The sequence below is a fragment of the Mycobacterium sp. E3251 genome (assembly GCF_001666835.1).
GTDB lineage: Bacteria > Actinomycetota > Actinomycetes > Mycobacteriales > Mycobacteriaceae > Mycobacterium.
In genome coordinates this window covers 56,464-68,950 of the sequence record NZ_LZJF01000056.1, presented here as the reverse complement: position 1 = coordinate 68,950, position 12,487 = coordinate 56,464, and the positions used below count along the sequence as shown (strand labels likewise).

The 12,487-nt window shown below is 68.2% G+C and carries 9 protein-coding genes; 7 read left to right on the top strand and 2 right to left on the bottom strand.

Features of this window, described 5'->3' with window-relative positions; genetic code table 11:
- The first annotated feature begins 174 nt into the window (after nucleotides 1–174).
- The 7 genes from A5697_RS07265 (at nucleotide 175) to A5697_RS07235 (ending at nucleotide 10,471) form a co-directional block, all read left to right on the top strand.
- Complete coding sequence (locus A5697_RS07265) at nucleotides 175–2,052, top strand: bifunctional diguanylate cyclase/phosphodiesterase (protein WP_068009318.1); 1,878 nt, start codon at nucleotides 175–177, stop codon at nucleotides 2,050–2,052.
- A gap of 10 nt (nucleotides 2,053–2,062) precedes the next feature.
- On the top strand, nucleotides 2,063–3,739 hold the full coding sequence (locus tag A5697_RS07260) for a hypothetical protein (RefSeq protein ID WP_068009280.1): 1,677 nt from the start codon (nucleotides 2,063–2,065) through the stop codon (nucleotides 3,737–3,739).
- A gap of 164 nt (nucleotides 3,740–3,903) precedes the next feature.
- Nucleotides 3,904–5,361, top strand: a complete 1,458-nt coding sequence (locus tag A5697_RS07255) for a polysaccharide biosynthesis tyrosine autokinase (RefSeq protein ID WP_068009278.1) — start codon at nucleotides 3,904–3,906, stop codon at nucleotides 5,359–5,361.
- Complete coding sequence (locus A5697_RS07250) at nucleotides 5,358–6,836, top strand: O-antigen ligase family protein (RefSeq protein ID WP_068009277.1); 1,479 nt, start codon at nucleotides 5,358–5,360, stop codon at nucleotides 6,834–6,836. The genes A5697_RS07255 and A5697_RS07250 overlap by 4 nt, the downstream gene beginning before the upstream one ends.
- The gene (locus A5697_RS07245; protein ID WP_067944131.1) at nucleotides 6,833–7,846 is read left to right on the top strand and encodes a glycosyltransferase family 4 protein; all 1,014 of its coding nucleotides are present in this window, start codon (nucleotides 6,833–6,835) and stop codon (nucleotides 7,844–7,846) included. The genes A5697_RS07250 and A5697_RS07245 overlap by 4 nt, the downstream gene beginning before the upstream one ends.
- A 16-nt stretch (nucleotides 7,847–7,862) precedes the next feature.
- On the top strand, nucleotides 7,863–8,789 hold the full coding sequence (locus tag A5697_RS07240) for an aldo/keto reductase (protein WP_068009315.1): 927 nt from the start codon (nucleotides 7,863–7,865) through the stop codon (nucleotides 8,787–8,789).
- A complete protein-coding gene (locus tag A5697_RS07235; RefSeq protein ID WP_068009276.1) occupies nucleotides 8,786–10,471 on the top strand; it encodes an FAD-dependent oxidoreductase in 1,686 nt (561 codons plus the stop codon). Before A5697_RS07240 ends, A5697_RS07235 begins: the two co-directional genes overlap by 4 nt.
- A 13-nt stretch (nucleotides 10,472–10,484) precedes the next feature.
- Here A5697_RS07235 and A5697_RS07230 read toward each other — a convergent pair whose 3' ends face one another.
- Nucleotides 10,485–11,543: a glycosyltransferase family 4 protein gene (locus tag A5697_RS07230; RefSeq protein ID WP_067944135.1), complete on the bottom strand. Its 1,059-nt coding sequence runs from the start codon at nucleotides 11,541–11,543 to the stop codon at nucleotides 10,485–10,487.
- Entirely contained in the window at nucleotides 11,540–12,406 is an 867-nt protein-coding gene (locus A5697_RS07225; RefSeq protein WP_156673193.1) for a class I SAM-dependent methyltransferase, read from the bottom strand. The genes A5697_RS07230 and A5697_RS07225 overlap by 4 nt, the downstream gene beginning before the upstream one ends.
- Nucleotides 12,407–12,487 lie beyond the last annotated feature (81 nt).

Sequence of the window (12,487 nt, the reverse complement as noted above, 5' to 3'; positions counted from 1 at the left end):
GATGAAGCGGCTACTGCGTGATACGTTTTTGCTGACTGAAACCGATCGTGACCTGCCCTCGATGCGTACGGGCGCGCATTCGACGGGATTCGTCATTGAGACCGTCCCCCCGATCGGGCAACCGTCAAACGCGGTGGCCGCCCGGGTGAACGTATGCCCGTATCGGAGGAGACCGTGCCGCGCAGCCTGGACCTGGTCGTCACCTCCGTTGCCACGCAGCTGATGGAAGCCACGGCAGCGACCGCCACCCTGGTGAGCCAGAAGGTGCTCGCACAACTCGTCGAGCAGTTCGACGTGGACGCCAGCTTCTTGCGACACCTCGACCCGCAGACCCGGGCCTCGGCGCTGGTTGCCGAGTGGCCACCCCGAACGGTCGCCGCGGATCCGGATCCCACGGACTTCGCCCAGCTGGACATCGCGCAGCTGGACATCGCGGAGTCGGTCCTTGCGCAGTGCGGGCACGGCCGCAAACCGGTGGTGATCCGGCCGGCGCAGTCGAAACGCTATTTCCGGCGCGGGCCGGGCGGGGCCAAAGTGGCTGCCTCGCCTTCGGTCGCCGCCGCCCCCCTGGTCTCGGGCGAGACGACGACCGGCTTGCTCGGCTTCGTCAAGTTCGGCGCCCGCAAGTGGGAGCAGGACGAGATCAATACGCTCGAGGCCGTCGCCGCGCTGTTCGCGCAGGTGCAAGCGCGCATCGCGGCGGAAGAGAAGCTCCGCTACCTCGCCGAGCACGACGATCTGACCGGCCTGTACAACCGTCGTGCCCTGGTCGCCCACCTGACCGAACGGTTGTTGGCGGGGCGCCCAGGGCCGGTCGCGGTGCTGTACCTCGACCTCGACCGGCTCAAGCCGATCAACGACTACCTCGGCCACACCGCCGGTGACTGGTTCATCCGGGTCTTCGCGCAACGCATCCGGATCTGCGCTCCCAACAGCACGATCGCCCGGTTGGGCGGGGACGAGTTCGTCGTCGTGCCCGACGAGCCGCTGGCGCCGGAAGCCGCGGAGTCGTTCGCCCGTCGCCTCTCGACGATGCTGTGCGAGCGCCTGGCCATCGGCGGCCACGTGATCAGCCGGACGGTCAGCATCGGCCTGGCGGTGGGCGTTCCGGGGCGGGACAACTGCACCGACCTGCTCCGCCGGGCCGACGAGGCGGTGCTGACGGCGAAACGCGCTGGCGGCAACCAGATTGCGGTGTCCACCGACGACATGTCCCTCAAGCGCGCGTTCCGCAACGACATCGAGCTGCATCTGCAGGGCGACATCGGCAGCGAGGCGCTGCTGCTGCACTACCTGCCGGAGGTGGACCTGTCGACGGGCGCCATCGTCGGCGCCGAGGCGCTGGTGCGCTGGCGGCACCCGATCTGGGGGCTGCTGCTGCCGGATTCGTTCATCGGGATCGCCGAATCGACCAACCTGGCGATGGAGTTGGGCCGCTGGGTGCTGCGCAGCGCATGCGCCGAGTTCAGTCGCTGGCAGGCCAACGGCGTCGGCCGGGAAGCCGTCATGCGCATCAACGTGTCGCCCGTCCAACTGATCACCCGCGGGTTCGTGCGCGACGTCGCCGGCATCATCGACGAGTTCGGCATCGCGGCCGGTTCGGTGTGCCTGGAGATCACCGAGCGCGCCGTGGTGCACGACATCGATACAACCCGAAAAACGCTGGCGGAGCTAAAGGAAGTCGGGGTCCAGCTGGCCATCGACGACTTCGGCACCGGTTATGCGGTGTTGTCGCACCTGAAATCCCTGCCGGTCGACATGCTCAAGATCGACACCGGATTCGTGCGCGACCTGGGCAACAACGCCGGCGATCTGGCGATCGTTCGCGCCATCATCGGCCTGGCCGAGGCGTTCGGCCTGGACGTGGTGGCCGAGGGAGTTGAAACAGCGGCCGCGGCAACGATTTTGATGCAGCACGGCTGCCGCCGGGCGCAGGGCTTTTTGTTGTCGCGCCCCGTCCCAGGCGACGAGATGGAAGCGCTGCTGGCCGCGCGGTGGTTGCCGATGCCGTTTTTGGCCGACCTCAAGGCGTTGCCGACGAGCGCCATCTAGCATCGCACCGATGGTCCGAAAATTGAGGAAGTGTGCGGCGGTGATCGTCGCGTGCTCGGCGCTGGTGCTGAGCGGATGCGGCGACCACAGCGACCCCAACCCGTTGTCCGCCGTGATCAGTCCCGCCATCCCGCTCAGCGTGCAGGAGGTGCCGAATCCGCTGCGCGGGCAGTACGAAGACCTGATGATGCCGCTTTTCCCGCAAGGGAATTCCGCGCAGCAGCGGTATCCGGCGTGGCCGGCGTCGTACGACGCCAGCTTGCGCGTTTCGTGGCGGCAGTTGCAGCCCACCGACCCGAACACGCTGCCCGCCGACGCTCCCGACGACCGCAAGTTCGACTTCAGCGTGATCGACGATGCGCTGGCGAAGCTTGCGAGCCGGAACATGCGGCTCACGCTTCGCGTGTTCGCCTACAACTCCTGTTGCGACGCCACCTATGCGAACAACACGAACATCGCGATCCCGGACTGGATGCGGTCCGCCGCCACCAGCTATACGGGGCCGCAACGATACTGGTGGACACCCGGGGTGGCGCACGTGGTCCCCAACTGGAACGACCCCGTCTACCTGAACGCCTTCGGGCAGCTGCTCGCCGCGCTCGGTCGCCGCTACGACGGCGACGAGCGGCTCAGCGTTTTCGAGTTCTCCGGCTACGGGGACTTCAGCGAAAACCACATCGCCTTTCTGCGCGACACGCTTGGCGCGGCGGGTCCCTCTCCGGAAGAGAGCATCGCAAAGCTGGGTTACTACAGCCAGTTTCGTGATCAAAGCATCACCAAAGCGGCCATCGGACAGCTCGTCGCGGCGAACGTGAACGCGTTCCCCCACACGCGATTGGTGACCACCGCGCTGAATCCCGAGATCGTTCGGGAGCTGCTCGCCGACGATGTCACCAAGAAGGTCTCCGCGCCGGTGGGCATCCGCTCGGATTGCCTCGGCGTGTACGCGCCGCTGCCCGTATGGGCGGAGTCGGACGGCTCGTATTACGTGCACACGAAAGATCCGGTCGTCGGCCAACTGAAAGACCGGTTGGCCTCGGCATTGGTGATCACCGAATGGTGCCAGCTGCCCGATGGAACCACTCCGCGGTCCTACTACGAAAAGGGCCTGCGCGACGTCGTGAAGTATCACGTGTCCATGACGTCGAGTTTCAACTTCCCGGCCGTTGATTCGAACACCCCGATGGATCCGACGTTGTACCTGCTGTGGGCGCAGGCCAACGTGTCGGCCGGCTACCGCTACTCCGTGGAAGCGCGGCCGGGGTCGGAATCGTTTCGCGATCGCGTGGCGACCATATCGGTGGTTTGGACCAACTACGGCAGCGCCGTCGCCGTCGAGAAATGGGAGCCCAGCTACCGGCTGGTGGATTTCTCCGGCGCGGTGGTCCGCACGCTGCCGACAGCCGTGGCCCTGCACAAGCTGGTCCCGTCCGAGGAGAACTCGGGTAATCAACCGGCCCCGGCGTCGTTCACCGAATCGGTGACCGTCGACCTGGCGGGTTTGGCGCCCGGGCACTACACGCTGCGCGCTTCCGTGGATTGGCAACAGCACAAGCCGGACGCTTCACACGTGGTGAACTATCCGCCCATGCGGCTGGCCCGCTCGGGGCGCGACGAATCCGGGGGGTACCCGCTCGCGACCCTCGACATCCCGCGGGAGGCGCTGACTGCCGTCCCGCGCCAATGATGGTGGGCGCCAGCAAATGCTTCCAAGCGGGGACGAGAACGCATTGCGATTAGGACGATGCTGCGTGGCGAGTGCTGCATAATGTGCACTGGGCTTTGCGCGGCGGGTGTAAGGCAAATCAATTCGACGCTATTGGCGTGGCGTCGCCCCAGAGAGGTTAGTGGATGGATTTCCGCACCTTTGTCCGGACTCTCCTCACGCATTGGAAACTCGCCTTGGGCGCATTGCTGGCGTGCACCATCGGCGCCGCGGCGGTCACGGCATTGCAGACCAAGCATTACCAGTCGACTGCCACCATCCTCATTTCCTTTCCCGGAGCCACCGACCTCACCGAGTTGTACAACGGCACCCTGACCGCACAGGAACGGTTGTCGTCCTACGCGCAGATCGCCGGCGGCCGGACGGTGGCGGAGCGCGCGGTCAACCAGCTGCAAGCACCGATCAGCGCCGACACCCTGGTGACCCAAACCCAGGTGAAATACACCGCCAAGTCTCAGCTTTTCACGATCACCGTCAAGGACACCGACCCGAACCGGGCCGCGGCCTTGGCGGGAGCCATGGCCGATCAGTTCGCCGCGCTGGTGCCGACACTCGGCGCGACCACGGGTCCGAATGGCCGGCCCGTACCGGTGACGTCCGGCCCGCGGTCCGACGCCGGCGAGCCGAATCCACCCGCGGCCCCACCGTCGGAAGCGCCCGGCCAACCGGCGGCCAAACCCATGCCGGTGGCCAGGGCGCGGGTGGTGGAGGCGCCGCGGGTGCCCGATCACCCCGTGACGCCCGTGCCGGTGCGCAACATGGCGATGGGATTCGTTGCCGGAATCCTGCTGGCCATCGCGGTGGCGGTGGCCCGCGAGGCCAGCGATCGCACCGTGCGATCTCGGGAGAAGCTGGAACAGCTTTCGGGCCTGCCGACCTTGGCCGAGCTGCCCGGCAGGCGCGGGAACACCCCGCGGTTCGGCGTCGACTCCGCCCTCGACGACGCCGTGCGGGGCTTGCGCGCCCGGCTACTCAGGGCGATCGGACCCGACGCCCGCCGCGTGCTGGTGGCGGCGCCGTTCGGTGGGGAAGGAACGACGACCACCGCACTGAACCTGTCGCTGGCCCTGGCCGAGATCGGCGAGGACGTCCTGCTCGTCGAGGGCGATACGCGCCGGCACGTGATCGCCGGTCTGCTGCGGGTCGAGTCAGGGGAGGGGCTGGCCAACGCGCTGGCCAGCCCCGGGATCGCCGCGGAAGCCGTGAAGCCGACGCCGATCGCCAAGCTGTTCATCCTCGCGTCCCGGTCCGCCCGCCGCGAGACCCCGCCCTGCAGCGCGTTTCTGCCGGAGGCGATCGACAGGGTGATGCTGGACTTGTCGTCACGCTTCGACCGGATCGTGGTCGACGGGCCGCCGGTGCTGGCGACGCCGGACAGCGGCCTGCTGTCGGGCGCGGTGTCGGCCACGGTGCTGGTGGTGCGGGCGCGCCGGACCACCGTCGACGAGCTCAACGACGCGCTGACCGCCCTGCGCTCGGCCGGCGCACAGGTGGTGGGCACCGTGCTGACCGACGCCCGGCCGGCGCTGCACATCAGGGCCGCGGCCAAGACCTATCGGACGAAGGTCGGCGGCCCGGCGTGATTCCCTACCTGCCCGGTCGCCCTCGCCTGGCAGTGGACGGCGTCCTGCTGACGGTATTCCTGTTCGGCTGCTTCGTCTTTGGTGTGCTCGCGGTGCGCCGAACCACCGAGGGAGTGTTGCTCATCGCCGCGACGTTCTGCCTGGTTGTCTATTGGGTGAAGCGCGAGGCGCTGGTGGGGGTGACGCTGTTCCTGGCGTTCGCGGCGCTGCCGGAAGGATTGCACATCGGCAAAGTGATCGGGCCGGTGGCGATCTACGCCTACCAGGTGGCCGCGGTGCTGGCGATCGGTTACCTCATCCCGATCGTCAGACCGCGGTCGAAGGATTTCCTGCTGCCGGCGATGTTCGTGTTGACGGTCGTGTACTTCACCGCGGTCGGGTTTCAGATGGGGCACGACGCCACGATGGTGCTGCACGAAGCGACGACTTTGATCGAGATGGTCATCGGCTTCGTCTTGGCGCTGTTGATCGTGTACGGCGGCTATCTGAAGTTCTGCATGCGCGTGATGGTCGTGACGCTGTGGTTCTCGGCGGCAATGGCGATCTTCAGTTCGTTGCATGCCATCCGGCTGGCCGGCCGCGCCGAAAGCCTGGAGGGCGCGACGGGCGCCGGCCAAGCCCTCCGCATCGTCCTATCCACCCAGACGCCGGCCACCGCCGCGCTCACCGCGCTGGTCGCCGCGTCGATCATCGGTCGCGTCCGGCCCATGACGTACCTGGCCTTCGGTCCGCCCGCGCTGATGATTTCGCTGCTGGCTTTCTCGCGGAACACGCTGATCGCGGTGGCGGTGGGCGCGACCGTCGCCTTCTTCGCCAGCTTCGGCTGGCGGGCGCTTCGCCGTTCGGCCGCCGTGGCCGCTGTCAGCGCGGGTGTGGCCGCGCTGATATTGCCCGGGTCGCTGTTCCTGCTCCAGCAGTCGGACGCGGGGTCGTGGCTCAGCGATCAGTTCACCGCGTTCAATCAGCGGGTCTTCGGCGGGGTTTCGGCCAGCGCGCTCGCCACCGACGAATCGACGCTGGACCGGCTGCGGGAAGTCGCCCGGCTCAACGCCGCGATCGCCCAGGCGCCGGTGTTCGGCCACGGCCTGGGCTACGCCTACCAGCTGCCGTCCGGCAACGATCCGAAGGCCTTCGCCTGGACGTTGGGCCCCACCTATTCCCACCTCTTCTACCAGTGGTGGCTGGCCAAGGCCGGGGCCGTGGGCATGGCGGCGTTCGCGTGGATCGCGTTGACACCGATTGTCCGCGCGCTGCGCTGTGCGACGATGCAGGCGAAGATCAGTGCGGCGGTCTGCGCCGGTCTGCTCGCGATATCCGCGGTCTGGCCGCTGCCTGAAATGCCCATGGATGCACTGGCTTTGGGGCTTGCCCTCGGAACGGCGATGGGATTCGCCGGCCTACTTCGCAGGAATTCCGAAGCGGATCAGGCGGATGCCGGCCCGGCGCCGGCGCCGGCCGCTGCCGGCGGAAAATGATTGCGGTCACTCACGTCGGGCCCGACATGTACAGCTTCGGCGGGACGCAGTCAGTGATCCGAGTCATCCGCGACAACAGGATCGGCGCCGACGAAATTCGCGTCCTGTCAACGTGGAACGGGCGTCACCACGCCAAGAACCTGTGGCTCACCGCGCGCGCGGGCGCCGCGCTGGCTCGGGCACCGCGCGGGAGCGTCGTGCACTTCCATATGTCGAACGGCGGCGCGTGGCTGCGCGAAGGGTCGCTGATTCGCGTTGCGCGGGCGCGAGGGTTCCGGGTGATCGTCACCATCCACGGCTCCGACTTTCCGCAGTTTTCCCGGTCGCACCCCCGTTTCGTGGCCGCCACCCTGAGGAAGGCGGACCATCTCATCGTGTTGTCGGAGGAAGCGCGTGCCTGCGCGCAATGGGTTGCGCCCGCGGTGCCGGTGTCGATCGTCGCCAACCCGATCCCCATCGATCGAGACGCGCCCGGGGCCGCCTCGACACCGCCCGTGGTGCTTTTCGCCGGCACCATCGGCCGCCGCAAGGGCGTCGACACGCTGGTCGCGGCATGGCAACTGTTGCTGGCCGAGGGCATCGAAGGGCGTTGCCGCATAGTCGGTGTCGTCGACGACTACACGCCGCCGCCAATGGAGCGCCTCACCGTCGAGCCCCCGGTGCATCCGGATCGGGTCCGCGAGCTACTCCGGTCGGTCCGCGTGGTGACGCTGCCGTCGTACGCCGAGGCGATGCCGATGATCCTGACCGAGGCCCTCGCCGGGGGGCGACCGTTCGTGGCCACCCCGGTCGGTGGCACGGCGGAGATCGCCTCGGACCCGGGCATGCTCGTGCCCGTCGGTGACGCGTCCGCGTTGGCGGCGGCGATCGGCCGGTACCTGCGCAACCCGGAGCTGGCAGAGCGCGACGGGCGGCGCGGTCAGGAACACATCGCGGCGACGCGGAGTCCGCGGATCATCGACGCGGAGCTGCGCCGGATTTACGAGGGCTGCGGTGTTGGAACGAGTTGAGCTCGAGGGGCCGCAGCTGAGAGTGAGCGCGGTCGGCTTCGGATGCGGCGGTCTGATGCAGTCGCCGTCCCGGCGGGAACGGATGGCCGTGCTGGGCGCCGCGGTGCACAGCGGCATCACTCACTTCGACACCGCGCGGATGTATGGCCTGGGCAGGGCGGAGGCGGAACTCGGGGCGTTCCTGCGGACGGTCCCGCGCGACACCGTCACCGTGGCAACAAAATTCGGCATCGACGTCGGGGGGATGGCCCGGCGCCTCGGCCGGTTTCAGGCTCCGGCGCGGGCGCTGCTGCGCAAGGCGCCGGCGCTGCGACGCGCGGTCAAGCGGCAGCAGGCGGCACCCGAAACCGCCCGGGTGTACGCCGCGGCCACCGCGGCCCGCAGCCTCGACGAGAGTCTCGCGGCGCTGGGCGTCGACTACGTGGACATCCTGTTCGTTCACGGTCCGCGGCCGGGGGACACCGTCGCCGGCGGCGAACTTCGAGAATTCTTCGAACGCGCCCGCCAGCAGGGCAAGATACGCGCCTGGGGTGTCTCACAGGACGAGGGGCTCGACACGGATTTCGCCGCAGCCTTCGCGCCGGAAGGGGTGAGCCAGGTGCGCGCCGATCTCTTCCATCCGCCGCCGCGCCCAGCGGATCTCGCGTTCGGCGTGCTGCAACGGTCGTACGCTGCGCTCTCGAACGCGTTGCGGGCCGACGCGGAGTTGGTGCGACGCTGGCGCCAGGCCCTCCAGCTCGATCCGCTCGCTCCCGGGGCGCTGCCCAGGCTGATCCTCGGTTCCTCGGCCAGCGCAACGGGTTGCCGCGCAATCCTATACAGCACCACCGACCCACGCCGGGTCGCCGAAGCGGCCGGCGCCGTCTCGGCGCCGCCGGACCAGGAGACCCTGACGCGGTTCCTCGCGCTGGTGGCCGAGGTGCGCGGGGGCGCTGCCGCGTGATCCGCGGCCCCCGGGAGTTCGCCCCGAACACGACGGTCCGGACCGACGTCGTGGTCGTCGGGGCCGGCGCGATCGGCATTGCGACGGCGCTGGAACTCGCGCGAGCCGGCATCCAGGTGGCGTTGATCGAGAGCGGACTGGAACGCAAAGACGAAGCGGCCCAGGAGTTGTCGGCCTTGGACTCCCGGCAGGACGACGATCTGCATGCGCGCAGCGAGCTGATGATCCGTCGGCAGGTGGGGGGGACTACCGCGCTCTGGGGTGGCCGCTGCGTCAAGTTCGACCCCATCGATTTCGAGGACCGCCCGCTCACCGCGCAGGCGCCCTGGCCGATCCGATACGAGGACGTCGAACCCTACTTGCAGCGTGCCTGTGATTGGGCGGCGTGTGGCCGGGCGGCGTTCAACGCGCGGGAGATTCCGGAGCTGGCGCACCACGACCTGATCGCCGGGCTGCCCGACGGCGACGTGCGCACAACCGACCTCGAACGCTGGGCGCTGCCAACGCGTTTCGGCCGTGAGTACCGGGACGCGCTGCGTGAGGCCTCTGCCCTCACCGTGTGGACCGGCCTCACCTGCACCGAGATCGTGACGACGCCGGCCGGTGACTCCGTTGACCACCTCGTGGTCAAGACGCTCGAGGGCCGACAGGGGAGCGTCGTCGCCGCGGACTACGTCATCGCGACCGGTGGTTTGGAGGCGACCCGCCTGCTGCTCGCCTCGGACCGCCATCACCCGGCGGGTCTTGGAAACGCGAGCGGCCACCTCGGGCGGTGGTACATGTCGCACGTCGAAGGCCGGGTCGCGCGCGTGCAGTTCGCCACCGACCAGGTCAGCTACGCCTACGAGCGGGACGGGGACGGAGTGTACGTGCGCCGGCGATTCACCCTCGATCCGGCTCTGCAGCGCGAGGCGGGGTTGCCGAATGCCGCTGTGTGGCTGGTGAATCCGCCGATCAGCGACCCGGAGCATGGAAGCGGCATCCTTTCCGGCGTCTATCTCACGCTCATCTCCCCGATCGGCCGCTTCCTGCTGGCGGAGGCCATCCGCGCGAAGCACACCCAAACCGACGGTCCGCCGCGGATCCTCGCGCACCTGCGCAACATCGTGCGAGACCTGTTCCCGTCGATCCGGTTTGCGATTGCCTTCTCCTATGCCCGCTTCCTCCGTAGGGGCCGCAAGGCGCCGGGCTTCTTCGTGAAGAGCGCGGACAATCGCTATCTGCTGCACTACCACGGCGAGCACCTCCCGCACTGGGAGAGCCGCGTCGAGCTTGCCGACGACCGCGACGCCCTCGGCGTGCGCAGGATCCGCACCCATATCCACTTCTCCGAGGACGATTACCAAAGCGTGCGCAGGGCCATCGCCGTGATCGATGAACATTTGCGCCGCCACGGCGCCGGACAAGTGGAGTGGCTGACCGACGACGTCGAGGGCGCCGTCCGCGAGTTCTTGGCCGGGCACGCCGGCTACCACCAGGCCGGAACGACGCGCATGTCGCACGGTCCCGATGGCGGCGTCGTCGACCCGGACCTACAGGTTCACGGTGTGTGCGGGCTATACGTGGCGAGCACGTCTGTCCTGCCGACGTCGAGTCAGGCCAACCCGACCCTGCTTGGCATTGCGCTGGGTGTCCGGCTCGCCGATCGCCTCAAGAAGGCTCGAATGGCTTGCGAACGTTGACGGCATAGGCAGCTCAGCGCCGACTCGCCAGCACCCGGTCGATGACGTCCAGGAAGCGCTCCGCGACGATGTCGACGTCGCAATGCTGCGCGTAGTAGCGCGCCGCCTCGGCCCCGCGCTGCGCCGCGACCGACGGGTCGGCCAGCAGGTCGAACGCGGCGGCGACTCCGGCGACATCGTCGACACCGATCGGGGGACAGCCGGGCGGCTGGTACTCGGGCAGGCCGCCGGACGTCGACACGATCGGCATCACCCCCAGCTGCATCGAGAGCACCTGCACGCCGCTTTGTGACGCGCGTCGGTAATGGCAGACCGAACCCTTCGCGGCGGCCAGTGTCGGGATGACGTCGGCGTAGCGGTAGCTGCCGTTGCGCCAGCGCGTGTGTTTGGGCAGCGCGGCGGGGTCCAGCGGCCCGTCGCCGATGAGCACCAGGTTGTCACCGTGCCAGCCGCCGCCGACGATATGGTGCTGCCACGCCTCGAGCACGACATCGACGTTCTTGTACGGGTTGAGCCGGCCGAACATGACGAAATCCCGGCGACCCTCGGGACCCACGAATGGCGGAACGCGTTGGGGGTCAATATCACTCGCGAGCGGCACGACAAACACGGGCGTGCCGGCGACATCGCGGCGCGAGGCGACGGCTGCCGCAACGTACTCGCTGTAGGTGATGGTGGCGGCCGAGCGCGCGCCCCACCGGTCGAACACCGCGCGTTCGTAGGACGGGACCTGTTCGCCGGGGTCGTGCGGCCGGTCGTCATGCACCACCTGGATGCGGGGAACGCGCCCGGCCAACGCGATCCAGCGGGGATCACGGACGATCTCGGCGATCACGACGTCGGGTCGAAACTCGCGGATCCGGCGCCACGCCTTGAAGGTTGGGAGCCAGGTGGCGGCGGTTTTGAACCGCGGATCGAGCACCAGCTCGTAGTCGCGGGCGGCGTCCGACTCGGGGTGCCGGTCGGAGGTCACCAGCAACACGTCGGCGCCGCGGCGCAACAGCCCCTCGGCCTGCACGCGCACCGCCGGCCGTGTCCACGGCGAAAGCCAAAGTACCCGGGGCGATTTCATTGCTCGTTGTCGGCCTGCAGGAAAACGTCGGCGTCGGTCCACATCCGTGTCTGAAGCGCGCGTCGTGGCAGGCCCTCGAGGAGGCCCGTGATGCGGGGGGAGGCCAGCAGCCGCCAGGCCAGCGGATTGATTTTCTCGCGAGTCCAAATGTGCAGACCCATGCCCCCGAGCTGCCACCACCGCGTCTTGGAGGTGTGGAACTGCATGCCGAACTGCTTTCCGATGAGCGCCAACGTCGATTTCTGATAGAAGGTGATGTGCTGGCCGGTGGCAAAGGCGTAGTACATCCATTCCTCCGGTGGCGGGGGCCGGCCGTCAAAGAGTTCGGTGGTGAACACGATGGTGTCGGTGCCCGTGGTCTCCAGCAATTCGGCAACAAATCCGACCGGGTCGGCGAGATGCTCCATCACCTCGAAGGCGGTGACCACCGTGTACGGCGGGCCCGGACCCGCGTCGGCCTCGAAGCCTTGCGCGGTCAGGTTGGGGGAGTGCTTGTCGGTCCAGTAATAGTCGAAGCCGATGTCCCGCATCAGGCGGGTGAAAACACCATAGCCCCCGGCCGCGTCGAGAAACCGGCCGCGGCGATCGAAGAAGAAGTACAGCAGCACCGACATCGCCCGTGCAAGATACTGATTGCGCCACAGCATGGTGGTGTCCGCCGCCGCGATGGGGCTGGCGTAGGCCTCGTCCAGCCAATGCGGCTCTTCGGTCTGCAGGCCGCCGCAGTTGTCGCAGAAGTAGTACTTGCAGTCGTATTTGGCGAGGACCCGGTGAGTGAACGCCAGACTGGTGCTCGAATTGCAGATGCGGCACAACACGCCTATCAGACCCTCCCGAGCATGACCCGCGCCTTGAGCAAACACCGGGACAATGGAGAACCTACGGCACCCGCAACGCCATCGGCAAGCAAATCGGGACCGAATTTCGGCGCGGACGGGCGTTGT

Coding starts and splice junctions, on each gene's coding strand:
- A5697_RS07260 (WP_068009280.1), top strand. CDS start 2,063: ATGGTCCGAAAATTGAGGAAGTGTGCGGCGGTGATCGTCGCGTGCTCG.
- A5697_RS07255 (WP_068009278.1), top strand. CDS start 3,904: ATGGATTTCCGCACCTTTGTCCGGACTCTCCTCACGCATTGGAAACTC.
- A5697_RS07245 (WP_067944131.1), top strand. CDS start 6,833: ATGATTGCGGTCACTCACGTCGGGCCCGACATGTACAGCTTCGGCGGG.
- A5697_RS07230 (WP_067944135.1), bottom strand. CDS start 11,543: ATGAAATCGCCCCGGGTACTTTGGCTTTCGCCGTGGACACGGCCGGCG.